At 70.3% G+C, this 24,708-nt stretch carries 21 protein-coding genes and 1 pseudogene; 10 read left to right on the plus strand and 12 right to left on the minus strand.

The window, feature by feature from the left end; translation table 11 throughout:
* Window positions 1-92: 92 nt before the first annotated feature.
* Entirely contained in the window at window positions 93-1,421 is a 1,329-nt protein-coding gene (locus ACZ4VI_RS18315; protein WP_468000236.1) for a UDP-glucose dehydrogenase family protein, read from the minus strand.
* 126 nt (window positions 1,422-1,547) lie between these two features.
* Between ACZ4VI_RS18315 and ACZ4VI_RS18320 the strand changes: the two genes are divergently transcribed.
* On the plus strand, window positions 1,548-2,705 hold the full coding sequence (locus ACZ4VI_RS18320; protein ID WP_468000238.1) for an acyl-CoA dehydrogenase family protein: 1,158 nt from the start codon (window positions 1,548-1,550) through the stop codon (window positions 2,703-2,705).
* Window positions 2,706-2,762: 57 nt separating this feature from the next.
* On the opposite strand, the gene ACZ4VI_RS18325 is transcribed toward ACZ4VI_RS18320, so the two are convergent.
* A complete protein-coding gene (locus ACZ4VI_RS18325; protein ID WP_468000240.1) occupies window positions 2,763-2,906 on the minus strand; it encodes a hypothetical protein in 144 nt (47 codons plus the stop codon).
* Here ACZ4VI_RS18325 and ACZ4VI_RS18330 point away from each other — a divergent pair.
* A complete protein-coding gene (locus ACZ4VI_RS18330; RefSeq protein ID WP_468000242.1) occupies window positions 2,893-3,105 on the plus strand; it encodes a hypothetical protein in 213 nt (70 codons plus the stop codon). The two genes, ACZ4VI_RS18325 and ACZ4VI_RS18330, sit on opposite strands and share 14 nt — an antisense overlap.
* A complete protein-coding gene (locus ACZ4VI_RS18335) occupies window positions 3,105-3,314 on the plus strand; it encodes a hypothetical protein (RefSeq protein ID WP_468000244.1) in 210 nt (69 codons plus the stop codon). Before ACZ4VI_RS18330 ends, ACZ4VI_RS18335 begins: the two co-directional genes overlap by 1 nt.
* 20 nt (window positions 3,315-3,334) lie before the next feature.
* Here ACZ4VI_RS18335 and ACZ4VI_RS18340 read toward each other — a convergent pair whose 3' ends face one another.
* The gene (locus tag ACZ4VI_RS18340; protein ID WP_468000246.1) at window positions 3,335-3,643 is read right to left on the minus strand and encodes an antibiotic biosynthesis monooxygenase family protein; all 309 of its coding nucleotides are present in this window, start codon (window positions 3,641-3,643) and stop codon (window positions 3,335-3,337) included.
* Window positions 3,644-4,006: 363 nt separating this feature from the next.
* Between ACZ4VI_RS18340 and ACZ4VI_RS18345 the strand changes: the two genes are divergently transcribed.
* Entirely contained in the window at window positions 4,007-4,960 is a 954-nt protein-coding gene (locus tag ACZ4VI_RS18345) for a SpaA isopeptide-forming pilin-related protein (protein WP_468000248.1), read from the plus strand.
* Between the two features lie 99 nt (window positions 4,961-5,059).
* Window positions 5,060-6,352 carry an IS30 family transposase gene (locus tag ACZ4VI_RS18350; RefSeq protein ID WP_468000250.1) on the plus strand — a complete coding sequence of 431 codons (1,293 nt, stop codon included), beginning with the start codon at window positions 5,060-5,062 and terminating at the stop codon, window positions 6,350-6,352.
* 70 nt (window positions 6,353-6,422) lie between these two features.
* Here ACZ4VI_RS18350 and ACZ4VI_RS18355 read toward each other — a convergent pair.
* From ACZ4VI_RS18355 to ACZ4VI_RS18370, 4 genes and pseudogenes are all read right to left on the minus strand, one after another.
* A pseudogene (locus ACZ4VI_RS18355) lies at window positions 6,423-6,563 on the minus strand (LCP family protein); the annotation flags it as partial.
* A gap of 195 nt (window positions 6,564-6,758) precedes the next feature.
* Window positions 6,759-8,594, minus strand: coding sequence for an Ig-like domain repeat protein (locus ACZ4VI_RS18360; protein ID WP_468000252.1), 1,836 nt, complete (start codon window positions 8,592-8,594; stop codon window positions 6,759-6,761).
* A gap of 384 nt (window positions 8,595-8,978) precedes the next feature.
* The gene (locus tag ACZ4VI_RS18365) at window positions 8,979-9,287 is read right to left on the minus strand and encodes an antibiotic biosynthesis monooxygenase family protein (protein ID WP_468000253.1); all 309 of its coding nucleotides are present in this window, start codon (window positions 9,285-9,287) and stop codon (window positions 8,979-8,981) included.
* Window positions 9,288-9,375: 88 nt separating this feature from the next.
* The gene (locus ACZ4VI_RS18370; protein ID WP_468000255.1) at window positions 9,376-10,650 is read right to left on the minus strand and encodes an LCP family protein; all 1,275 of its coding nucleotides are present in this window, start codon (window positions 10,648-10,650) and stop codon (window positions 9,376-9,378) included.
* Window positions 10,651-10,769: 119 nt separating this feature from the next.
* Between ACZ4VI_RS18370 and ACZ4VI_RS18375 the strand changes: the two genes are divergently transcribed.
* Window positions 10,770-11,327, plus strand: a complete 558-nt coding sequence (locus ACZ4VI_RS18375) for an acyl-CoA thioesterase (RefSeq protein WP_468000257.1) — start codon at window positions 10,770-10,772, stop codon at window positions 11,325-11,327.
* Between the two features lie 121 nt (window positions 11,328-11,448).
* Here ACZ4VI_RS18375 and ACZ4VI_RS18380 read toward each other — a convergent pair whose 3' ends face one another.
* Entirely contained in the window at window positions 11,449-12,930 is a 1,482-nt protein-coding gene (locus ACZ4VI_RS18380) for an LCP family protein (RefSeq protein WP_468000259.1), read from the minus strand.
* A 172-nt stretch (window positions 12,931-13,102) separates the two neighbouring features.
* Between ACZ4VI_RS18380 and ACZ4VI_RS18385 the strand changes: the two genes are divergently transcribed.
* Window positions 13,103-14,113 (plus strand): glycosyltransferase family 2 protein, encoded by a 1,011-nt coding sequence (locus tag ACZ4VI_RS18385; RefSeq protein WP_468000260.1) that lies wholly within the window; start codon window positions 13,103-13,105, stop codon window positions 14,111-14,113.
* Between the two features lie 97 nt (window positions 14,114-14,210).
* On the opposite strand, the gene ACZ4VI_RS18390 is transcribed toward ACZ4VI_RS18385, so the two are convergent.
* From ACZ4VI_RS18390 to ACZ4VI_RS18405, 4 genes are all read right to left on the minus strand, one after another.
* A complete protein-coding gene (locus ACZ4VI_RS18390; RefSeq protein WP_468000262.1) occupies window positions 14,211-15,974 on the minus strand; it encodes an LCP family protein in 1,764 nt (587 codons plus the stop codon).
* Window positions 15,975-16,023: 49 nt separating this feature from the next.
* Window positions 16,024-17,790 carry an LCP family protein gene (locus tag ACZ4VI_RS18395; protein WP_468000263.1) on the minus strand — a complete coding sequence of 589 codons (1,767 nt, stop codon included), beginning with the start codon at window positions 17,788-17,790 and terminating at the stop codon, window positions 16,024-16,026.
* Between the two features lie 235 nt (window positions 17,791-18,025).
* Window positions 18,026-19,219: an LCP family protein gene (locus ACZ4VI_RS18400; protein WP_468000264.1), complete on the minus strand. Its 1,194-nt coding sequence runs from the start codon at window positions 19,217-19,219 to the stop codon at window positions 18,026-18,028.
* A gap of 173 nt (window positions 19,220-19,392) precedes the next feature.
* Window positions 19,393-20,145, minus strand: a complete 753-nt coding sequence (locus ACZ4VI_RS18405; RefSeq protein WP_468000266.1) for a TIGR03089 family protein — start codon at window positions 20,143-20,145, stop codon at window positions 19,393-19,395.
* 137 nt (window positions 20,146-20,282) lie between these two features.
* On the opposite strand from ACZ4VI_RS18405, the gene ACZ4VI_RS18410 reads away from it, so the two are divergent.
* The 3 genes from ACZ4VI_RS18410 (at window position 20,283) to ACZ4VI_RS18420 (ending at window position 24,361) form a co-directional block, all read left to right on the plus strand.
* On the plus strand, window positions 20,283-21,887 hold the full coding sequence (locus tag ACZ4VI_RS18410; RefSeq protein WP_468000268.1) for a peptidoglycan recognition protein family protein: 1,605 nt from the start codon (window positions 20,283-20,285) through the stop codon (window positions 21,885-21,887).
* Between the two features lie 126 nt (window positions 21,888-22,013).
* The gene (gene manB / locus ACZ4VI_RS18415; protein ID WP_468000269.1) at window positions 22,014-23,096 is read left to right on the plus strand and encodes a mannose-1-phosphate guanylyltransferase; all 1,083 of its coding nucleotides are present in this window, start codon (window positions 22,014-22,016) and stop codon (window positions 23,094-23,096) included.
* A gap of 254 nt (window positions 23,097-23,350) precedes the next feature.
* Complete coding sequence (locus ACZ4VI_RS18420; RefSeq protein WP_468000271.1) at window positions 23,351-24,361, plus strand: DNA-3-methyladenine glycosylase family protein; 1,011 nt, start codon at window positions 23,351-23,353, stop codon at window positions 24,359-24,361.
* The last annotated feature ends 347 nt before the right edge of the window (window positions 24,362-24,708 follow it).

Consider the following 24,708-nt stretch of genomic DNA (forward strand, 5'->3'; position numbering starts at 1 on the left):
CGCGAGGAACCCACCCCGCGAGGCACCCACCCCGCCAGGGAACCCGCCCCGCCAGGAACCCGCCCCGCGAGGGAACCCGCCCCCGTCGCCCCCTACGCCCGCGGCCGCCCCATCGCCCGGTACACCCACCCCGCCCCGCGCCACCGCTCCGCGTCCAGCGCGTTGCGGCCGTCCAGGATCACCCGCGAGCCGGCCGCCTCCGCCAGCTCCGCCGGGTCCAGCTCGTCGCGGAACTCGCGCCACTCCGTCAGGTGCAGCACCACGTCCGCCCCGCGCACCGCGTCCAGCGCCGTCGGCGCGTACCCCAGCGTCGGGAAGAGCTGGCGCGCGTTCTCCATGCCCTTCGGGTCGTACACCGTGACCTGGCCGCCCTGGAGGTGGATCTGGCCCGCCACGTTCAGCGCCGGCGAGTCCCGTACGTCGTCCGAGTCCGGCTTGAACGTCGCGCCGAGCACCGCGACCCGCTTCCCCAGGAACGACCCGCCACCCACCGCGTCCCGCGCCATCTCGACCATCTGGCCGCGCCGCCGCATGTTGATGGAGTCGATCTCGCGCAGGAAGGTCAGCGCCTGGTCCGCGCCCAGCTCGCCCGCCCGCGCCATGAACGCGCGGATGTCCTTCGGCAGGCAGCCGCCGCCGAAGCCGATCCCGGCCCGCAGGAACTTGGACCCGATCCGCTCGTCGTAGCCGATCGCCTCCGCCAGCTTCGCGACGTCGCCGCCCGCGGCCTCGCAGACCTCCGCCATCGCGTTGATGAAGGAGATCTTGGTCGCCAGGAAGGAGTTCGCCGCGGTCTTCACCAGCTCCGCGGTCGGGAAGTCCGTCACCACGAAGGGAGTGCCCTCGCCGATCGGCCCGGCGTACACCTCGCGCAGCAGCTTCTCCGCCCGCTCGCTCCGCACGCCCGCCACCACCCGGTCCGGGCGCAGCGTGTCGTTCACGGCGAAGCCCTCCCGCAGGAACTCCGGGTTCCAGGCCAGCTCCACACCCTCCGGCAGCAGCGCCGCCAGCCGCTCGGCCGAGCCGACCGGCACGGTCGACTTGCCGACGACCAGCGCGCCGTCCCGCACCACGCCCGCCAGTGAGCCGAACGCCGCGTCGACGTACGACATGTCACACGCGTACTCACCGTGCTTCTGCGGCGTGTTCACACAGACGAAGTGCACGTCGCCGAAGGCGCCGACCTCCTCCCACGAGGTCGTGAAGCGCAGTCGCCCCGTCGACCCCTCGATCCCGGCGACGTGCCGGGAGAGCAGCTCCTCCAGGCCGGGCTCGTACATCGGTACGCGACCGGTGGCGAGCAGCTCGATCTTCTCGGGCACGACGTCGAGGCCGAGGACCTCGAAGCCGAGCTCCGCCATGGCCGCTGCGTGTGTGGCGCCGAGGTAGCCGGTGCCGATCACGGTGATCTTGAGGGCCATACGGGACTCCAGTGAGGTCGGGCGGAATGCCTGCCCGAGCATAGTCGGGCCCTGGCCCGCCGCCCGGACACGCCCTACCCTTTGGGTTACTTAACGGTAGTTAGCAGAGTCTGGGAGTGAATGAACGTGGCGGGTTCGTCTGATTTCGACCTGTATCGCCTGTCCGAGGAGCACGAGATGCTCCGGGAGACGGTCCGTGCGCTGGCGGAGGCGAAGATCACGCCGTTCGCGGCGGCCGTCGACGAGGAGGCCCGGTTCCCGCAGGAGGCGCTGGACGCGCTGGTCGCGGCGGACCTGCACGCGGTGCACGTGCCGGAGTCCTACGGCGGCGCGGGCGCGGACGCGCTGGCGACGGTGATCGTGATCGAGGAGGTCGCCCGGGCGTGCGGCAGCTCCTCGCTGATCCCGGCGGTGAACAAGCTCGGCTCGCTGCCGGTGATCCTGTCGGGTTCGGAGGAGCTGAAGCAGAAGTACCTCGGTCCGCTGGCCAAGGGCGATGCGATGTTCTCGTACTGCCTGTCCGAGCCCGACGCCGGCTCGGACGCGGCGGGGATGAAGACCCGTGCGGTCCGCGACGGCGACTTCTGGGTGCTCAATGGTGTGAAGCGGTGGATCACCAACGCCGGGGTGTCGGAGTTCTACACGGTGATGGCCGTCACCGACCCCGACAAGCGCTCCAAGGGCATCTCCGCGTTCGTCGTGGAGAAGGGCGACGAGGGCGTCTCCTTCGGCGCGCCGGAGAAGAAGCTGGGCATCAAGGGCTCCCCGACCCGCGAGGTCTACCTCGACAACGTCCGCATCCCCGCCGACCGGATGATCGGCGCGGAGGGCACCGGGTTCGCCACCGCGATGAAGACCCTGGACCACACCCGGATCACCATCGCCGCCCAGGCCCTGGGCATCGCCCAGGGCGCCCTGGACTACGCCAAGGGCTACGTGCAGGAGCGCAAGCAGTTCGGCAAGCCGATCGCCGACTTCCAGGGCGTGCAGTTCATGCTCGCCGACATGGCCATGAAGCTCGAGGCCGCCCGCCAGCTCACCTACGCCGCCGCCGCCAAGTCCGAGCGCGTCGACAGCGACCTGACGTTCTTCGGCGCCGCGGCCAAGTGCTTCGCCTCCGACGTCGCCATGGAGGTCACCACCGACGCCGTCCAGCTCCTCGGCGGCTACGGCTACACCCGCGACTACCCCGTCGAGCGCATGATGCGCGACGCCAAGATCACCCAGATCTACGAAGGCACCAACCAGGTCCAGCGCATCGTCATGGCCCGCAACCTCCCGTAGGGCGCGGCGTAGGCGGTACGGCCACGGCCCCCGGCGGTATGCCGGGGGCCACTGCCGTTACTTGGTCGTCTCGTCGACGACGTAGACGCCCATGCCCGTGACCGTGTGGACCAGCCCTTCGTCCTTGAGGACCTGCACGGCCTTACGGAGCGTGTCGCGCGCCGCAGGACGCCTGTGCGCACCGCCCGTGCCCGGATTCACCCCGCCCCCGGCGGCCCAACTCCCCACCCCCCGCTCGCCGTACGGGCTCGACGTCCCACTCGACGGTACGGAGACGGCGCTGGTACGTCCGTACCTGCGGGCCGATGAGCAACGGAGCCGCCGCCTCGCGCTCGTCCTCGCCGCGGACTTCGGGATCGATCTCGACACGCACCTCGTCGGCCTCGTCGGTGCGGCCTGATGGCCGCGCGACGCCCCGCCCGGGTGCCCGCGCGGATGTGCGTCCGCTGCGAGCGGCTCACCGCGGACCCCGTGGTCGTCTCCGAGGTGCACGCGGGCTCGGGCCCGGGGTTCAACGTCTACGCCTGCCCGGGGTGCGCACCGCACATCCGGAAGCCGCCGGGCGCGCTCGACCTGCTGGAGAGCGGGCTCCTTCGCGGCATCGAGTGAAACGCGCTTCCCTCGTTGCTTCACACAGCGACAGCCAGTTCGTACCCGCCACTCGACATGTCCTCGCACAGGGCGCGGCAGGCGCCGAAGAGCTCGGCGAACTCGGGCTTGCTCTGCCACTCCTTCATCGCTGCCGGGTCTCGCCAGGAGGAGAAGGAAACGAAATGGCGCGGCTCGTTCAGATCACGGATGAGCCGCGCCGAGAGGAAGCCGTCATTGGCCTCCTTGGTCCAGGTGAGGAAGGCCCGCCAGCGGTCGACGAATTCGTCGACATCACCCTCGGAGACCTGCCAGTTTCCAGAAGCCCAGTACTTGCTGTCCTCGGACACGGCACACACCACCTCGGCAGGGGTTCCCCTCCGCTCAGGCTAGGCCCCTACCCGCCGGTTGCACGGCTGGAGCCCCTTCCGGCGCCGGCACGTGGCTGTAGGCGTCACGGCTGCTCCGAATGCGTCACGGCACTGGGCCTACCGGGCTGTTGGCTGCGTCTGGTCGGCGTAGTGATGCTCGTGGCGTGGCCGTGGGAGCTCGATCTCTGGCGAAACTCTGCGATGGCTCGACGCCCGACTGGCCAGAGACATGGCCGGGGTCTCGTGCACGAAAGGTGGAGCAACCACATGGCAGTAACCGTTGGAGCATCCCGGGAAACGACACGGCCGAGGCGGGCGAGACTCAGGGCCTCGCTGCTCTGCGTGGGCGTGGCCACGGCGCTCGCCCTCCCCTTCGCCGCCACGGCGGGCGCCCAGCCGCGGGTGGCCGGGCCCCCGAGCGGGGACGGCGAGCAGCCCGTGGAGGCAGTGGGCAACCAGAACTGTGCCCAGCTCATGCCGGGCGCCTATCTGTTCGAGCACCGGATCAACGACCCCTCGGAAGCGAACGACGAAACCCCGATCCCGCTGTCCTTCAACGGGCTGACGGGCTCGCTCACCATTGACGTCCGCAACGCCACGCAGGGGCAGGTGTTCGACTACACCTTCACTGGTGACTTCACCGCCCTCGGTGTCGCCGTCAAGGGCGGTCCGAACGTCAACTTCTACGACTACCGGCCCGGTGGCAACACGGCCGACACGGGGCTCCACTCCCCGGTCAACCCGAGCAACAACCGCTTCTACGGCCTCAGCCACATCTCGTTCTGCATCGGCGAGGTGGCCCGCCCCGGCGCGCTCAAGATCTTCAAGAAGAGCACCAAGGAGGGCAACCCCCTGGTCAACCGGACCGGCACGGTCTTCAACATCACCGGCCCCGGCGGCTACAACCAGGACGTGACCGACGACGGGTCCATGGCGGTGCCCGACGAGGACCCGACCACCGGCGAGGTCTGCGTATCGGGGCTCGCGGCCGGCACGTACACCATCAACGAGAAGACGCCTCCCCCGGGATACGGCGCCGCGACCCAGACGAACCAGCAGGTCACGGTCGTCGCCGGGTCGACCTGCGCGACCACCGCGGCCACCGCCACGTTCACGAACGCGCCGCTGGCGGACGTCCTGGTGCGCATCGACGACAAGGGGTCGGGCGAGATCGTGTCCACCATCACGTGCAACAGCCACAGCGCGGGCCCCGGGGATCCCGGGGCCTCCGTGCAGCTCAACATCAACAACCTGCCGCCGGGCGTGTACAACTGCGTCCTCGACATCGACCCGTGACCTGGGTCGCGTCTGTCCGCTGAGCAACAGAGAAAGGCCCCACCGGTCGTGCTTGAGTTCTAGCGATCGTCGCAACGCCCAAGCGATGCATGGGATGCGATGGACAGCGGAGCTGGACGAGGTCGGCCGAAGGCCGAGGAGCGACGAAGGTTTCTTGAACTCGTTCACGATGGCGTGAGCATCAGATCGGCTAGTCGGATCGTCGGCATCAACCGTCGAACCGGACAGGAATGGCTGAACGGTGGGGCAGAGCGTTCGAAGACCTCGAGGGCCGTAGGCAAGCAGCTGAGGCCCGCGGTGCAGCCCATCACGGGCGAGCGTCGCGACTTCGCCCCTCACCCTCTCCATGCGGAGAGGGTGAGGCGGCAGGCCGCCGCCTCTTGCCGCTATCTCTCCGAGGCCGAGCGCATCCAGATCGCTGACCTGCTGCGAGAGAGGTTCTCCATCCGCCAGATCGCGGCCAAGCTGGGACGAAGTCCCTCGACCATCAGCCGCGAAGTCAGGCGCAATGGCAACTCCAACGTAGGGCGGCGCCACTCGTCGTACTACCGGCCGTTCGCAGCCCACAAGCGTGCGGAAACGCGTCGGCTGCGGCCGAAGCCAAGGAAGGTCGAACAGGTCCCTGAGCTGCGGGCCTTCGTCCAGGAGCGCCTGGCGCTGCGGTGGAGTCCAGAGCAGATCGCGAACGTGCTTCGCACCCAGTTCCCCGATCGGCCCGAGAGGCACGTCGCACACGAAACGATCTACCGCGCCCTCTATGCGCGGGGCGACGAGGGCCTACAGCACGAGCTCACCCGACGCCTTCGTACCGGCCGGTCCCTGCGCAAGCCCCGGCGACAAGCCCACGAGCGCCGGCCACGCCTCGGCCGATCGATGACGGTGATCAGCGAGCGCCCGGCCGAAGCAGCAGACCGTTCCGTTCCCGGCCACTGGGAGGGCGACCTGATCGTCGGCGAGAAGAGCGGCTCAGTGATCGGCACTCTGGTCGAGCGCAGCACGCGATACACGCTGCTCGTGCACCTCCCGCACGGCTACAGCCCGCTGGGGCTGAGCACCGCTCTCACTGCAGCCTTCAAACCCTTCCTCGCCCACCTGAAACGCTCCCTGACCTGGGACCAAGGCGCCGAGATGGCACACCACCCCGTGTTCTCGGCAGCCGCCGACGTGCCCGTGTTCTTCTGTGATCCCCACGGCCCCTGGCAGCGCGGATCCAACGAGAACACCAACGGCCTGCTCCGGCAGTACTTCCCGAAAGGAACGAACCTCTCCCGGCACACACCCGAGGACCTACGCGCGGTGGCCGCGGAGCTGAACGCCAGACCCAGAAAGGCGCTCGGCTGGGAAAGCCCAGCCGAGCGCCTCTCTGAACTGCTTGGGACCGCACACAACTGATCAAGTGTTGCGACGATCGCTGGAATCCGCCGTGAGCCGGCGGGCCTTTCCCGTGCGGGCGCACGGAAGGTCAGCGGTCCGACGTCACCGTGACCTTCTCGTCGTTCTGGATCTGCGACACGAGCTGCTTCACCCTCGGCATGTCCCACTTCAGCGAGCCCTGCGGCGCGCTGCCCGCGATCGGGATGTTCATCGACTTCCCGTCGCCGCCAAGTCCGAGCGCGTGGACGGTGACCTGACCTTCTTCGGCGCCGCGGATCTACGAAGACACCAACCAGGTCCAGCGCATCATTGACCCGCAACCTCCCGTAGGGCGTGGCGTAGGCGGTACGGCTGCGGCCCCCGGCATCGTGCCGGGGGCCGCAGTGTTGCGTCGCGGTGTCAGAGGATCATCCGCGCCGCAGAACTAGCTGTCGGTGATCGTGATGTTCGTGTGCTCCGCACCGCACTGGCTGGTGACGGGGTCGTGGGTGTCGTCACCGCTGTACGCGGCCGTCCACTTGTAGTCGCCGTCGTTGTCGGCGTCCACCCGGAAGGTGGTGTTGTTGGTCGAGGCCTGGCCGTTGACCAGCTGAATCGGGGCCGTGGTGAGGAGCGGCATCGAGCAGGTGGTGTCGTTGGGGCCGTACAGCTTGAACACGACGGTTCCGGTCGGCTGCCCACCGGCCGTGGCGGTGACCGTAGTGCTGTCCTGCGGGTACACGAACTGCTCGGTCGAGATGTTCGCGGCCGCCTTGACCACCCTCAGCGGCTCGGTCTCGCAGGCGCTCGTCGCGGGGTTGTTCTTGGCGTCGCCGCTGTAGCTGGCCTGCCACCAGAAGGTGCCGGTCGTGGTGAACGTCAGCGTGTTCGAATTGGGCACGGCTCCGTTCACGACCGTCTTCGTGCCGGCGTCACGCGGGTTCTGCGTGCATGCCGCGTCGGTGTACACGGTGTACGTGACCGTGCCGCCCGCGTCGGGGGTCGCGTTGGTCAGCGTCGCTGTGTCGAACGCCGTGCCGTTGACGATGATCTCGTCGGCGGAGAGGTCTGTGGTGATCGACGGCATCGTCTTGGTCACCACGGACGACTCGTTGGCATCGCCGCAGGAGGTGGAGGACGGCGAGTTGTTCGAGTCACCGCTGTACTCGGCGGTCCAGAAGTAGGTGCCGACGGCGGTCGGGGTGAACTGCGCGGAGTTGTAGTTGCCGTTGCCGTTCACGTTGACGGTGCTGGTGAAGACCGGCGTGCCGCTGCACTGCGCGTTGTTGAAGAGCTCGAAGAGGATCGTTCCGGTCGGGCTGGCGCCCCCGCCGAGGGTGGCGGTGTCACGGATCGGGTCGCCGATCGTCACGCTCGGCGTCGCGGTGGTGATGAGCGACGTGCAGTTGGTGATGTTCACCCGCGTGGGGTCGATGAAGTCCTTCAGCTCGGAGTTGAACGAGTCCGAGGCGCGGCTCTTCACGTAGGCAGAGCCGAACGTCCTGCAGTCGGAGCCGGGCGGGAAGAGCGCGTCGAAGGAGATCGCCGCCTCACCGAAGGTGAACGGGTCCAGCTGGCCGAGGCCGCCCGAATTGGCGGCGGTGATGGTGCTGGTGTTGACCGAACCCAGCGCGTCCGGGTTCGCGCCATCGCTGATGACGTTCGCAGGGCCCCAGACCGTGCCGCCCCACTCGCGGATGGAGATGGTCGGAACGGTGCCGCCCCTGGAGAGGTCGTACGTGATCAGCTTGTCGCCCACAGTGCGGACCGGGGTGGCGGTCTCGACGGGCCCGTTGTCCGCACAGTTCGTCGGCTGGCCGAACGGGTTGCAGAACTTCTGGTTCAGCTCGAAGTCCATGTTCGTGGTGCCCTGCGGACTGTTCACCCGCTGCCAGAACAGTTCGAGGAACTTCGGCGTCGTGTTCGTCTCCGTGTAGACGCCGAAGTTCCGCAGGTCGCTCTTGTTGGGCGGGACCGAGCCGGTCACGATCGTCGGGGTCGTGTCGTTCTCGTCCGTGCCCTGGCCGAACGAGTTGTCGTTGGATCCGCTCGGCCTGTCGGGCTTCACCAGCACGCCGCTGCGGAACTGGGTGCCCGTGCCACCGGCGAGCCAGTCGATGCAGGTGGCCGCCGCACCGTTGACGACCAGGTTGGCGTTCTCGTCGATCTCGAAGTGGCTGCCGTCCAGCACGTCCGCCGTCGAACACAACGGCTGGGCTGCGGCCAGCGCCAGAGCCGGCGACGCCTGCATGCCGAACACGCCGGCGAGTGATACGGCCAAGAACGCTGCCCCAAGGGGGCGCCTCAGCGGTACGGATCTGATCACTACGTACGCTCCTCATTGCTGTGAGGTCGGTATGCGCCCAACACGACACTGCACGTCAGCAACCACTGCCGAGGTCGCAGGGGGGTGGCACGCGAGCAGGAACGTAGCAGGATGATCAGGACATCTCCGGCAACACGCGTCGCTTGCCGTCACCCACCACTCTCCTGCCGACAGGCTCCGGATCTGATGGGGGTCCCAGGGGTGGGGGTCAGTACTCCGAGGGGGCGCGCGGTGCCGTCCGAGGTGGAGTCGCGGGACATCGCGAAGAGGACGTCGGCCCGGCGTCGGGCCACGCCGACGGGGGCCGACGACCGACTCGGTGACGGCGGTTCTACTCGCTCACACGGCCACAGCCAGCTCGTAACCGCCGCTCGACATGTCGTCGCACAGGGCCCGGCATGCGCCGAAGTATTCGGCGAACTCGGGCTTGCTCTGCCACTCCTTCATCGCCGCCGGGTCCCGCCAGGAGGAGAAGGACACGAAGTGGCGCGGCTCGTTCAGATCACGGATGAGCCGCGCGGAGAGGAAGCCGTCGTTGGCCTCCCTGGTCCACGTGAGGAAGGCCCTCCAGCGGTCGACGAACTCGTCGACATCGCCCTCGGAGACCTGCCAGTTTCCAGAAGCCCAGTACCTGCTCTCCTCGGACATGACACACCGCCTCGGGTGCTCGGGTAGGAAACCTCTCTCTCAGGCTAGGCCCCTACCCGCCGGTCACCCCGCCGGTCGCCCCCGCCCGTCAGCGGTCCGACGTCACCGTCACCGGCTCGTCGTTCTGGATCTGCGACACCAGCTGCTTCACCTTCGGCATGTCCCACTTCAGCGAGCCCTGCGGCGCGCTGCCCGAGATCGGGATGTTCATCGACTTCCCGTCGCCGCCGCTGATGCCCTTCATCGCGAAGAACATCTTGCCGAGGTCGTACACCGACATGTCCTTGTCCACGACCAGCGTGTCCAGGCCGGCGCCCAGCGTCGGGTACAGCTTGAACGGGTTGAGGATCGTGCCCGGCGTCGCCGCCTGGTTGGCCAGGGCGGAGAGGAACTTCTGCTGGTTCTTCGTCCGCGCGAGGTCCGACTCGGCGAACGCGTACCGGGTACGGACGAAGGCGAGGGCCTGCTCGCCGTTGAGGGTCTGCTCGCCCGCCTGGAAGTCGGCGCCGGACTTCTTGTCCTTGAAGCCCTTCTCGATGTTCAGCTCGACACCGCCGAGCGCGTCCACGATGTTCGCGAAACCGGCGAAGCCGATCTCCGCGTAGTGGTCGATGCGGAGCCCGGTGTTGAACTCGACCGTACGGACCAGGAGCTCCGGCCCGTCCATCGCGTACGCCGCGTTGAGCTTGGAGCCGCCGCGCGCCCCGTACTTCTTGCCGGACTCCGAGCCGACGAAGGACGGGATGGTGACCCACGAGTCGCGGGGGAGCGAGACCATCGTGTTCCCGCTGGAGCAGGCCGCGAGGATCATCATCGAGTCGGTCCGCTTGCCCTCGGCGGAACCGGTGTGCAGCTTCTTCTTCTCCTCGGCCGACATGCCCTCACGGCTGTCGGAGCCGACGATCAGATACGTCGTGCAGTCGCCCTCGGCCGGCCGCTCGATGACCTTGGCGAGATCGACCTCGTTACGCATCCGGGAGCTGGCCCAGGCGTAGGTGCCGACGCTCCAGCCGAGCAGGGCGACGACCAGGACGATCGAGCCGATCTTGACCCGGCGACGCCAGTCCGGGGCGGGGCGGCCGGGCTGCGGCTGGGGCGCGTACCGGGGGTCGTGCTGCGGCGGTACGGTGCCGCGGCCTCCGCCCTGCGGGCCGCCGTAGACCTGTCCGGTGTTGTAGCCGCTGTCGTACCCCGTCGCCTGCTGCTGCGTGAAGTTCGGGTTGTAGCCCTGCTGTCCCTGGCCGTACTGCTGCGGCTGCTGAGGGACCTGCGGGCGCTGCACATGGCGCATCCGGCGAGCGCCCTCGGGCTGCGAGTTCGCTCCGCCACGGCCGTATCCGCTGTCTTCGGGCCAGTCATTCATGCGGACCAGTGTGCAGGCCGCCGCCTCCGGCCCGACAGGCCGGGTGGGGAATCGGGGCGGCGCTGTTGCCAAGCTGATGCAAAGGGGACGGGTCCGGGACCCGGCATAAGGTGGAGGGCATGACAGACCAGGCCCAGCGCACGGACCGCCCGGAAGGCGATATTCCGGGCAAGCCCACCTCCGCGTCCCGCACCACCCTCAGCCACATCATGACGAGCCACGACACCAACCTCCTGGGTACGGTGCACGGCGGCGTGATCATGAAGCTGGTGGACGACGTGGCGGGCGCTGTCGCGGGCCGCCACTCCGGCGGGCCGGCCGTGACGGCGTCCATGGACGAGATGGTGTTCCTGGAGCCGGTACGGATCGGGGACCTGGTGCATGTGAAGGCGCAGGTCAACTGGACCGGCCGGTCCTCCATGGAGGTCGGCGTCCGGGTCATGGCCGAACGCTGGAACGAGTCCACCCCCGCTCAGCAGGTCGGCTCCGCCTACCTGGTCTTCGCGGCCGTCGACGCCGACGGCAAGCCGCGCTCCGTGCCGCCGGTCATCCCCGAGACGGAGCGGGACAAGCGCCGCTACCAGGAGGCCCAGATCCGCCGCACCCACCGCCTGGCCCGCCGCCGCGCAATCAAGGACCTGAGGGAACAGAGAGCGGCCGAGGGCTACGAGGACTGAGAGCCGCCCACCTCACCCCGTTGTGGGCAATCGTCCCGCTGGGGCGGGACGGGTGGGCACACGGGACGGCGCCCTGGCGGGCGCGTCCGCTCCGACTGCCCCCGCACCCCAAGACCGGTGCCTACGGACAAACCACCCGGTCCCCGGTCACCGCCTCGAACGGCCCCTTGGACGTGTCGGCCGCCCGCACGGGCGAAACCCCCTTGTAGTCCCCGCCCACAAGAACCCGCAGCATCCCGCCCAGCCCCCTCACCTCCCGCAACTCCGCCCCCGGCAACGCCGCCGCCAGCGACTTCGCCGAGCGGTCCCAGCCGGGGTCGTACTCCACGAGCGTGCGGGCCCGCTCCGGCCCGTCCCCGGTGCGCGGCGCGCGCGTCGTGTCGAAGCCCGCGGCCCGCAGCGCGTCGTCCACCTTGCGGCCCAGGCCGTCCGTCCGCGTCCCGTTGTAGACCTGCACCCGGATCGTCTTCGGCGCCACGTCCACCACGGCCGGCCCCGGGCCCTTCGCCGCCTCCCGCCGCGGCGCGAGCGGCTGGTCGTCCCGCAGGGCCTGGAAGAGCTTCTGCGCCTTGGGCGCGTCCCACTTCACCGTCGAGCCGATGCCCTTCACCGGGAAGCTCATCTCCCCGACCGGTACGGAGACGAACTCCGACGACGCCGGGGTGAAGCCCCGCATCGCCTTCGCGAGGGCCAGCAGCTGTTCCGTACCGAAGCCCCGGTCGACCCGCACCGAACTCAGCATCGTCGTGGCCACCTCCTGGAACCGCACCGGGTTCAGCAGCACCCCGCCGCTCGTCGCCCGGTCGACCAGCGCGGCGAGGAAGCGCTGCTGGCGCTGCATCCGGCCGATGTCGGCCGCCCCGTCGACATGGCGCGAGCGTACGTACTGCAGCGCCTGCCCGCCGGTCAGCTCGTGCGGCCCGGCCGCCAGGTCGAGCCCGGTGTACGGGTCCTTCATCGGCCGCGTCGTACAGATCTCCACCCCGCCGACCGCGTCGACCGTCTTCATGAAGCTGGTGAAGTCGACCTCCAGATAGTGGTCGATCTTGACGCCCGTCATGCTCTCGACGGTCCGCACCGTGAGCCCGGGCCCGCCCTCGGCGTACGCGGCGTTCAGCTTCACCGGGTGCGCCTGGTGGAGCGTCCCCGTGGTCGTGTCGACATGCTCGGGCATCTCGGCGTACGAGTCACGGGGCAGGCTCACCACGCTCGCCCGCTCCCGGTCCTGGCTGATGTGCACGATCATCACCGTGTCCGTGCAGTGGCAGGGCTCCCCGCCCAGCCGGTACGCCCTGCGCTGCTCCTCCGTGATCCCGTCGCGCCCGTCCGTGCCGACGACCAGCAGGTTCATGCCGTGCCCGGCCTGGGGGCGGTTCTTCATGTCCTTGAACGGGTCGACCCGGGTGATCCCGGTGTCCAGGCCGGTGACCAGCGCGTGGCCGATCCCGCCGGCGCCCAGGACGAGCACGGACAGCGTCGTCGCCATCCGCATGCCCCACCGGGGCCGCCCTGGCTGCCCTGGCCGCTCGGCCCGTCTGACGCGGCGGCCCGGTACGGGACGGGCGGCGGGCCGGGGACGGGGCGTGCGGGGCGGTGTGGGCACCGGGGGACACCTCCGCGGGTGTGACAAGGGGAACCGTGAGCACCGTAGGCCCATACGATCAGCGCAAGGGTGCGGCGGTCCGCGTGACGCGCTCCCTGTCCCCCATTCGCGGTAACGTGTCCGGCGATACTGCTGTCTCCCGGGGGACGACCCCCGGACCCCCGAGGAACACATGCAGCCCCCCGTCTCCGTGATCATGCCGGTCCTCAACGAGGAGCGGCACCTGCGCAACTCGGTCCGTCACATCCTCCAGCAGGAGTACGACGGCGAGATGGAGGTGGTGATCGCGCTGGGCCCCTCCACGGACCGTACCGACGAGATCGCCGCCGAACTCGTACGAGAAGACCCTCGGGTCCACACCGTGCCGAACCCCACAGGCCGGACGCCCGCCGCCCTCAACGCGGCGATCAAGGCCTCCCGCCACCCGGTCGTGGTGCGGGTCGACGGTCACGGCATGCTCTCGCCGAACTACATCGCGACCGCCGTCCGCCTCCTGGAGGAGACGGGCGCGCAGAACGTCGGCGGCATCATGCACGCCGAGGGCGAGAACGACTGGGAGCACGCGGTCGCCGCAGCGATGACCTCGAAGATCGGCGTCGGCAACGCGGCCTTCCACACCGGCGGCGAGGCGGGCCCGGCCGAGACCGTGTATCTGGGTGTCTTCCGCCGCGAGGCGCTTGAGCAGCAGGACGGCTACAACGTCGAGTTCATCCGCGCCCAGGACTGGGAGCTGAACTTCCGTATCCGCGAGGCCGGCGGCCTGATCTGGTTCTCGCCCGAGCTGCGCGTCCAGTACCGCCCGCGGCCGAGCGTGCGCGCGCTGGCGAAGCAGTACAAGGACTACGGCCGTTGGCGCCATGTCGTGGCCCGCTACCACCAGGGCTCCATCAACCTCCGCTACCTCGCCCCGCCGACCGCCGTCTGCGCGATCGCGGCCGGTGTGGTGGTGGGCGCGGTCCTCACCCCGCTGGGCTTCCTGATCCCGGCCGGCTATCTGGCCGCGATCATCGCGGGCTCGATCCCGGCGGGCAAGGGCCTCCCCTTGAAGGCCCGCCTCCAGATCCCGCTGGCCCTCGCGACGATGCACATGTCCTGGGGCTACGGCTTCCTCACCAGCCCGCGCGCCCTCGCGAAGAAGGTCATCGCGAGCCGCCGCCCGGCCGTGAAGACCGCGAAGGTCTGATCACTTCCGTACGAGGTACGAGGTACGAGGTACGAATACGGCGACGGCCGGGTCCCTGTGCGGGGGCCCGGCCGTCGCCGTAACACGTCCTACGCGGTCAGCTCTTGCCGTCCCACTTGTAGACGCTGTAGACGTCCATGCAGGCCACCTTGTCGTCCGCGCCCTCCGGCAGGTCGCCCGCCTCGGTCTTCGGCTTCTCGTACGTGGCGCCCTCGCGCCAGTCCGCGCCGATGACAAGGGTGATGCTCTCCGCCTCGGCGTCCGCGCGGACGGCCGAGTCGGGCAGTCCGAGCGCCTTGGCCACGGACAGCGCGTCCGCCTTGCCCTGATCGCCGCTCGACTTGGGGTACTTGACCACGGTGTCCTTGCGGGGCTCCGCGTTCCGCGAGGCTTCCGCCTGGGTGAACCCCTTGCCCTGCAGGGTCTCGGCCATCGTGCTGGCCCGGCCCTCCGTGGCCGTCTGACCGTCACCCGCCGTGCCGTTGACGACTGTGACGCCGAGCGTCCCGGGCGCGGCCGCCGTCGGGCCCTTCGGCTTCGCGGAGGCGGACGCGGACGGCTTGGCGCCGGCCGGGTCACCGTTCTTGTCGAAGGCGACGTCGTCGCGGAGCATCGCCCACATCTTGTCGGCGGAGCTCTGCACCATCTCCAGCTTGTCCTTGTTCCCGGACCAGGCGACCGTGGGGACCGTCGCCGTCGTGAGACGGTCGAGCTGCACGTTCTTGAGCTGCATCGACAGATCGAAGAGCTTCGACACCGAACGGATCTCGTCGGAGACCGTAAGCGCCTTCGTGGCGGTCTCCGCCAGGCCCGTGAGCCGCCCCGTGTCGGTCCAGGCGTTCTGCTCCTGGAGCTTCTTCATCATGCCGTTCATGTACATGTGCTGGGCCTTGGCGCGGTTCTGGTCGTTGCCGAACGCGTGCCGGGTGCGCAGCCACTGGAGCGCCTGCTCGCCCTTGATCTCGGTGGTTCCTGCCTTCAGCTTCAGGCCGGAACCGCCCTTCACCTGTCGGGTCGACCTGTCGTGGACGCCGGTCTTCACACAGACCGGGACGCCGCCGACCTCGTCCGCCATCGCGACCACACCCGCGAAGTCGACCATCATCCAGTGGTCGATGTAGACGCCGGTGATGCTCTCCCACGTGGTGAGGGTGCAGCCCGGACCGCCGCGGGCCAGGGTCTCGTTGATGGGGCTGGTGGTCGTGGCAGGGTACGTAGTGCCCTTCTCGTCCTTGCACTCCGGGATCCTGACGATCGTGTCGCGCGGGATCGAGATGATGTTGGCGTTCTTCCGGTCCGCCGAGATGTGCAGCAGCATCTGCACGTCGGCGAGCGGCTTGCGGTCCCGCTCGTTCTTTCCGCCGCCGAGCGCCACGTTCTTGGCGTCGGCGCGGCTGTCGGAGCCGATCAGCAGGATGTTGAGCGGGGTGTCGCCGAGCGCGTTCGGCGCGGCCTTCTTCACGCCGCTGTCGCCGCCGGCGCGGCTGCCGCCGCGGATGTTGTTGTTGAGGTGCTGGTAGTACAGGTATCCGGCGGCGGCCGTCCCAAGTATCAGGAACGACAGGGTCGCCGCGACCCAGCGCAGCACCTTGCGTTTGCCGCTCTTCTTGGCGCGTCTGCGCGGTCCCTTGCGCCGGTGGCTCGTACGGCCCCCTTCGCCTGCACTGCCGCCCTTGCCCCCGTCGCCCGAAGTCCCCTCGCCCGACGTCCGGTCGGCCGAAGCGCGGTCGGCCGAAGCGCGGTCGGCCGAAGCGCGCTCGCCCCCGTCCCCATCCCCATAGAGACTCTCGTCCCAGCCCAAATCGCGGGCGTGCGGGACGCGCTCCCGCGTCCCCTCCCTGCGCACGCTGTTCTGTCCCACCCCTGGTCCCCCTCGTCTCAGGAATGCGCCACGGCCCGGTGTTCCCGGGTCACTGGGCGCACACCTTCTTGTCGGCTTCCACCTGTCCCACATCCGGGGCCTTCACCGGAGCGGTGATGGGCACCCCCGCGCCCTTGAAGTCGGAACCGAGGACGAGCGTCATGGGCTCGCGCTCCGCGGCGTCCGTGGTGCCGGGCTTGAGCGCCGTGGCAGGCAGACCCATCAGGTCAGCGAGCTTGCGGGCCTGGTCGGCCTGGTTCGGTGCGTACGTGAGCGTGGTCTTCGCCGCCTTCTCGGGGGCGTTGGCCTTGTTCGTGGACCGCGTCACGCCCTGCTCGACCTGCAGCCAGTTGATCGTCGACTGCGCCGCGCCCTGGATGCCGCTGCCGTTGTAGACGTCGACGCGTACGTCGACGGCTTCGGCGCGCGGTCCCTGGAGCAGCTTCGCCTGGGCCTGAGCCTGCGCGTTCTTGGCGTCCTGCTGCTTCTTCTTCACCTCGGTGAAGGAGACGTCGTTCTGCACCATGCTGAACACCTGCGGCGCCTTGACCTGGTCGAGGACGACGGTCGCCCTCTTGTTCGGCGGCTCGTCCGGGTTGTCGACCACCGGAACGGTCATGAAGCTGATGTTCTTCAGGTCGACCTTGCCGAGCTCCTTGGCGAGGGTGGTCAGCTTCATGGCGGTGCCTATGCCCTTGTCCACCGTGAGCGCCTTGGTAGCTGCGTCCGCGACCTTGTAGAGCTTCGTCGGACTGTCGAGCGTGTCCTCCTTCATCTGCCGGATCATCGAGGCGAGGAACTGCTGCTGCATCTTGATCCGGTCCAGGTCGCTCTCGTTGCCGAGACCGTGCCGGTTGCGGAGGAACGCGAGCGCGTCCTCGCCCATGATCGTGTGCTCGCCCTTCGAGAGGTTGAGCTTGGAGTAGCTCTTGTCGCGGATGGGCTTGTTCAGGCAGACCTTCACGCCGCCGACCGCGGTCGACAGCGTCTTGACGGCGTTGAAGTCGACCATCATGAAGTGGTTGATCTCGATCCCGCCCGTGAGGTCCTTCACGGTGCGCATCGTGCAGCCCGGGTCGCGGCCGTTCACGCCGAACGACTCGTTGAACTTCGTGGTCGTGACCGAGCCGGGGATGACCTTGGTCGAACCGTCCGGCTGCTTCGTCGGGCAGTCCGGGATCTTGATCTTGAGGTCCCGGGGAATGCTCAGGGCCGTCGCGTTGGTGCGGTCCTCCGAGACGTGGAAGAGGAACGTCGTGTCGGCGTGGCCGGTGACGTTGTCCTTGTTTCCGTAACTCGTGTTGCCCTCGCCCGTGCGGACGTCGTTGCCGATGATCAGGATGTTCAGCGGCCCCTCCATCGTGTCGCCGCCCTTGGCGGCGTCGCCGACGTCGATGGTGCTGATGTTGCCGTTGAAGTGGTCATAGAGCGCGTACACGCCCACGCCGCCGGCCACGAGCAGGAACGCCATCGTCCCGCCGGTCCAGATCAGAGCCTTCTTCTTGCGGGACTTCGCGGGCTTGCGCTTACGACGGCTCGGGTGCGGCTGCCCGCCACCGGGGCCCTCGGGGGCGCGGCGCCGGCGCTGGCCGGGTACGGGAGCCTCGGTCGGAGTTCCGGTCGTACGGGAGCGCTGGGCGGAGCGGGAACCCTCGGCGGATCTCGGACCCGGAGTGGTGGCGCCGCGGGGGCGGGACGGTGCCGACTGCCCAGCGGAGTGGTTCAGTCGCAGTTCGTAGTTGCCCGTCTGCGGGTTGAGGACCCACTGGTCGGCGGGGTCGATCTCATCCGCCTGTCCACGGCTGTGCGCGTCCACGGTTACTTGAATCCTCCGTCGGTGCCACGCGAGGCGCCTCCCCCGACTGGCGCTCGGTCGTTCGATCCGTTGAGTGCGCGACCAGGAGGTCGTGAGCACCGGATCGCGTCACACTATCCGCCCAGTTCAGCGTGCGACGACGTCCGTGACAAATTCCACGCCCCTTACAACTGGGCAATTTGCCCAAACTCATCCACCGCGCCCTCCCCTTGGAATCCCCTTTACTCACCCGCCCCTAGGAGCACGCGCCCTCCGCCGCGCTGCGCCCCGCGAAGGTCGGATTCGGCGTCGGGCCCGGGGAACTCCCGTCGTCCGGCTTCCCGTCGCTGTCCGTGACCCCGCCCCCACGCGCGCGGGGAGACGGCGAGGGCGCGCCGCCCGGCGTGACCGTGACGGGCGCGTCCTCGCGCAGCCGCTTGAAGAGTTGACCCGCCTCGGGTTGTACGAGTTCGTCCCGGTTCGGGTTGTACGAGTACGGCCGCCGCGGCACCGTGAGGAACTGCACCTTCTCCGTGGGGATCGCCCGCATCGACCGGGCCAGGTTGTACAGGTCGCGCAGCGAGTCGAGGCCGGGATCCGTCGTGATCGACTTCGTCGCCGCGTCCAGGACCGGGTAGAGCCGGGTCGGATTCAGCAGGACGCCGTTGCTCTGCACCTTGCTGACCAGGGCGCCGAGGAACTGCTGCTGGCGGTCCATGCGTTCGGTGTCGCTGCCGTCGCCGAGCGTCTTGCGGGCCCGCACGAAGCCGAGCGCCTGCTCGCCGCGGAGTGTCTGGCGCCCGGCCGGCAGCTTCAGCTTGGCGTCCTTGTCGTCGATCGGCTCCTTCAGGCAGATCTCCACCCCGTCGACGGCCTCGACCATCTTCTTGAAGCCCCGGAAGTCGATCACCATGTGGTGGTCGATCCGGACCGCGGTCAGCCGCTCCACGGTCCGGATCGTGCACGCCGTGCCGCCGATCTCGAAGGCCGAGTTGAACTGGATGAACTGTTCCCGTGTGCGCGTTCCGTCCGGTGTGCGGCAACTTGGCATCGTCACCATCAGGTCGCGCGGGATGGACACGGCCGTCGCGCTCGACCGCCCCGCCGAGATGTGCAGCAGGATCGTGGTGTCGGAGCGCTGGGTGCCCTTGTCCTTCCCGTACGTGGTGTTCCCCGCGCCCGACCGCGTGTCGGAGCCGATCAGCAGGATGTTCTGGCCGCCCATCGGGACCGCGGTGGGCCGCTCCTTCTCGTACCTGAGCAGCTCGGCGGCGGCATCGGTGTCGGTGGTGATGTTGCTGTCGAGCTTGCGGTAGACCCACCAGCCGGCACCCGCCCCGGCGAGGAGGACGACCGAGACCCCGAGCGCCGTCCAGCGCAGCCAGTGACGCTTGCGCGGGGCCTCCGGTTCGGCGGGCGTGCCGGCACTGTCCGTCACGTCTGAGTCCATCCGCCGATCATGTACCGGAGTTGACGCACGGACCCGGGGACTCGGCGAGTCGGTGCGCCATACGGGTGGAACCTCAGCGGGTTGTCATATGACGGCGCGCGTCATGCAGCGGCGGGTCGTCATGCGGCGGCGCGCGTCATACGGCGGCAGCGCGCGTCATACCGCCGCGGGCGTCATACGGCGGTCACGGTGACCCGCTCGCTCTCCACCCGCTTCTCGAGCCCGTCGGGCGCCAGCCGGTCCAGGTTCCGGCACAGGACGACGGACGCGCCGGCCGCCAGCGGCGCGTAAAGCCCGGCGGAGACCCCGTCCCAGGTGTCGTACGGACGCCCGGAGAGGAGACGCGCCCCGGGGGCGAGGCCGAGCGCCTCGGCGTCCGCGCGGGCCCGCTCGACGAGCTGGGCGCCCGTCAGTTCCGTACCGTCGATGAGGAGCGCCGGGGAGTCCGCGTCGACCGGGATGAACGGGGCGAACCGGTCACCCTGGCTCGGCACCTCGACCGCGTAGTCCGCGTACCCGGCGGGCGCGGAGGGGAAGCGGCGGCCCAGCGGGGCGAGGGAGAGCGCGATCCGGTCCCCGGAGCAGGCGAGCCCCGCGTCGAGCGTGTCGGGTCCGGCGACGACGTAGTCGGCGTCCGCCGGGTCGCCGCCGAGCTCCGCGGTCACCCCGACGGAGGAGCATGCCAGCAGCCAGACGGCGGTCTGCCAGTGCGCGGGCAGCAGCAGCGCGAGCCGGTCGCCGGGGGAGGCGGAGAGCTCGCCCTGGAGCAGATTGGCCGTCTTCGCCACCCAATTGGCGAAGGTGGCCACCGACAATTCGACGCGCTCACCGGTGGCGTCGTCGTAGAAGGTGACCAAGGGGCGGGCGGGGTCCGCGGCGAGCGCGGATCGCAGCAGGTCGGCGGGGGTGCGGTCGCTGGCGTTCACGCGGGCAAGGGTACGCGGGGAGGGGTGCGGGGACCCGCCGTACCGGTGACACCGTCCTCCGGTCGGACCGACGGGCCGTCAGTTTCCGGGCGGAATCCCGCCGAGCGGAACGGGCCTGGGGTACGGACGATCGCCTCATGCGTGCCAACCTCGTCTCCTCGATCGCCATCACGTGCGCGGCAGCGCTCGCCCTGCCGCTCTCCCTCGCGACCCCGGCGGCATCGCTACAGCCGGGCGACCCGGCGGCGCCGAACTCGGCGCCGTCGGCAGCGCCATCGGCGCCGACCGCGTTGCCGCCCGCCGCGCCGAACGCGGTGCCGGCCGCGGTACCGAACGCGGTGTCGCCCGCCGGGCAGTCCGCCGTCGAGTCCGCCGTGTCGCCCGCCGCGAAATCAGCCGCGTCAGCCGCTGCGCCGCCCGCCGTGTCGCCCGCCTCGAAGTCAGCCTCATCAGCCGCGCAGTCCGCCGCGCAGTCCGCCGCGCAGTCCGCCGCGCAGTCCGCGGCGGGGTCCGCCGTGGAACTCGCCCCGCAGGCGGACGTCGTCGCCGGGTCCACCCAGTCCCTGCCGCTCGCGCCGCTCGCCCCGCTCGGCGACGGCCGCCGGGCCATCGGGCCCGCCGGTTCGGCAGGGGCGGCGCAAGGCCTGACCCGACGGGACGTCAGACCCTTCTCCCTCGTGGGGGTCGTCTGGGACGACGCCCGCGCGCACCTGCACGGCACGGTCCAGGTCCGCACCCGACCGAACGGGGGCGCGGACTGGTCGGAGTGGCAGGACGTGGAGGTCCACAACGACGAGCACGGGGCCGACCCCGGCACCGCCGAGGCCGCGTCGGCCGCGGCTCGCGGGTCCACCGCGCCGCTGTGGGTCGGCGACTCGGACGGCGTCGAGATCCGCGTACAGCCGGAACGGCCCGAGGGCCACGCGGCCGCCGCCGATCCGCTCCCCGCCGGGCTCCGCCTCGAACTGGTCGACCCGGGCCCGGAGACGGGCGGGGACCCGGAGCTGGACCCGGCCACCGACCAGGACCAGGACCAGGACCAGGACCAGGACCAGGAGCCGGCCACCGACCAGGACCCCCAGACGCGCACGGCGCTCGCCCCCGCCGCGATCCCGGCCGCCGCCGCGGCCAAGCCGTACATCGGACCCCGCCCGAAGATCATCACGCGCAAGGGCTGGGGGGCCGACGAGAAGCTGCGCGAGAAGGGCTTCATCTACACCAAGTCGGTCAAGGCGGCCTTCGTGCACCACACCGCGACCGGCAACAACTACACCTGCAAGCAGGCGCCCTCCGTCCTCCGCAGTATCTACCGCTACCACACCCTGAGCAGTGGCTGGCGTGACTTCGGCTACAACTTCGCCGTCGACAAGTGCGGAAACATCTACGAAGGCCGCGCCGGGGGCGTGGCCAAGCCGGTGCGGGGCGCGCACACGCTCGGTTTCAACACCAACAGCATGGGCATCGCGGTCCTCGGCACCTACAGTTCGACGACCCCGCCGGCCGCCGTGACGAACGCGATCGCGAAGCTGACGGCATGGAAGCTGGGGCTGCACGGGGGAAATCCGAAGGGGAAGACGACGCTGACCTCGGCGGGCGGGAAGTACAAGAAAGGCAAGAAGGTCACGTTCCACACCATCGCGGGACACCGTGACGGCTACGCCACGGCCTGCCCCGGAGCGCGCCTCTACGGGAAGCTCGGCACCACCCGGAGCACGTCGGCGAAGTACCAGGGGCGACGGTGATGGGGTCGCCGGTCCGACCATCTGCATAAACTGACCGGTCATATCGCCCGGACGAGCGACAGACGAGCGAACAGACGAGCGTGACGGGCGATGAGACCGGCCCCGGACAGGAAGCAGAGACGACAGGTGACAGAAGCGATCCTCCTGGTCGGTGGCAAGGGCACACGGCTGCGGCCCCTGACGGTCAACACGCCGAAGCCGATGGTCCCGGCGGCGGGTGTGCCGTTCCTGACGCACCAGCTGGCGCGGGCGAGGGCGGCGGGCGTAGAGCACGTGGTGCTGGCCACGTCCTACCTGGCCGAGGTCTTCGAGCCGCACTTCGGGGACGGTTCGTCGCTGGGGCTCAGCCTGGAGTACGTCACCGAGGAGGAGCCGCTCGGCACGGGCGGCGCGATCCGGAACGTCGCCTCGCGCCTGCACTCGGGCCCGGACGAGCCGGTCCTGGTCTTCAACGGCGACATCCTGACCGGCCTGGACATCGGGGCGCTGGTCGCCACGCACGACGCCTCGGGGGCGGACGTCTCGCTGCACCTGACCCGGGTCGAGGACCCCAGGGCGTTCGGCCTGGTGCCGACGGACCCGACGGGCCGGGTGACGGCGTTTCTGGAGAAGCCGCAGACGCCCGAGGAGATCGTCACCGACCAGATCAACGCGGGGGCCTACGTCTTCCGCCGCTCGGTCATCGACACGATCCCGACGGGGCGCCCGGTCTCAGTGGAGCGGGAGACGTTCCCCGAGCTGCTCGCCACGGGTGCGCATCTCCAGGGCCTGGTGGACTCGACATACTGGCTAGACCTCGGCACGCCCCAGGCCTTCGTCCGCGGCTCCGCCGACCTGGTCCTGGGCCGCGCTCCGTCCCCGGCCGTCCCGGGCCGCTGCGGCGACCGCCTGATCCTGCCGACGGCCCGGGTTGCCCCGGACGCCAAGCTAACGGGCGGCACGGTCGTCGGCGCGGGCGCGGTGGTCGGCGAGGGCGCCCGCATCACGGGCTCGACGCTCCACGCGGGCGCGGTGGTCGAATCGGGCGCGGTGATCACCGACTCCCTGATCGGCGCGGGCGCCCACATCGGCGCGCGTACGGTCCTGACGGGCGCGGTCATCGGCGACGGCGCGCACGTGGGCCCGGACAACGAACTCCGCGACGGCATCCGCATCTGGTGCGACACGCACCTCCCAGCGGGCGCCATCCGCTTCTCCTCGGACCAGTAGCCGACCCCGTTGCGGGCACCCGTTCCGCCCCACCCCACCCGGTTGTGGGGGCATTCGTTCCGCCTCCCACCCCCGTTGTGGGCATTCGTTCCGCTGGGGCGGAACGGGTGGGCACAACGGAACGGCGCCCTGGCGGGCGCGTCCGCCCCCTGCGCCCGCCGCCCACGGGGCCGACGCCCGTTCCGGGCCGGTCCACCCCGAGGACCGGGGCCGCACACCCACCGCCCTGCACCCGCCCGGCTACGCTCATACCCATGGCCGGCCGCTTCGCCCCCCGCACCCCCACGACCCGCACCACCGTGCGCGGCGGCCACATCCCCATACCCGCCTCCCGGCAACCCACCCCCGTCTCGGGGGCGACCCGCCGCTGGACCCCCGCCGCCCCCACGGACCTCGGCCTCACCCTCGGCCCCCTCCGCCGCGGCCCCGCCGACCCCACGTTCCGTACGACCCCGGACGGCTCCGTCTGGCGCGCGGTCCGCACGCCGGAAGGCCCCGGCACGCTCAGGGTCGCCCTCCGGCAGGCCGACGGCACGGCGGAGGCCGAGGCCTGGGGCCCGGGCGCGGACTGGCTCCTGGACCGGCTGCCGCAGCTCCTCGGCGCCGAGGACGACCCGGACGCCTTCACCCCCCGCCACCGCCTCCTCGCCGCCACGCACCGCCGCCGCCCCGGCCTCCGGCTGACCCGCACGGGCCTGGTGATGGAGTCGCTGATCCCCTCGATCCTGGAGCAGAAGGTCACCACGGACGAGGCCTACCGAGCCTGGCGGCTGCTGGTACGGAAGTACGGCGAGCCGGCCCCCGGCCCCGACGGCCACCGCCTCCATGTGATGCCCGACGCGCGCACCTGGTCGCTGATCCCGTCCTGGGAGTGGCACCGCGCGGGCGTCGACAACAAGCGCGCCGCGACGATCCTGCGCGCGGCCAAGGTGGCCCGCCGCATGGAGGAGGCCGCGGCGATGGACCCCGAACAGGCCCAGAAGCGGCTGGAGTTGATCCCCGGCATCGGCCCCTGGACCTCGGCGGAGACGATCCAGCGGAGCAACGGCGCCCCGGACGCGGTGAGCGTCGGCGATTACCACCTTCCGAGCATCGTCGGCTACGCCCTCGCGGGCGACCGGACCACCGACGACGCGGCGATGCTCGAACTCCTCGCCCCTTACGCGGGCCAACGCCACCGCGCGGCCCGCCTGATCCTGCTCAGCGGCCAGACGCCACCGCGCCGAGCACCGCGCATGACCCCGGGCAACATCGCGGCGCTCTGAGAACGGGCAACGGGAGCCGCAAAGCCAAGCCCCGACGGCCCTCCGGGCCTCGCGGGACCGGTCTGCGGGCCTCAACCCCGACGGCCGTGCGGGCCTCACCGGACCGTCCTCCGGGCCTCAACCCCGACGCTTCAGGCCTCGCCGGACCGGCCTGCGGGCCTCAACCCCGACGGCCCTGCGGGCATCACCAGACCGCCCTCCGGGCCTCAACCACGACCCTCCGGGCCGCACCCGACCGGCCTGCCGGCCTCAACCCCGACGACCTCCGGGCCTCACCCGAGACCGCCCTCCGGGCCTCGCCCAGACGGCCCTCCGGGCCTCGCCCAGACGGCCCTCCGGGCCTCGCC

The organism is Streptomyces sp. NPDC029169 (assembly GCF_055563935.1).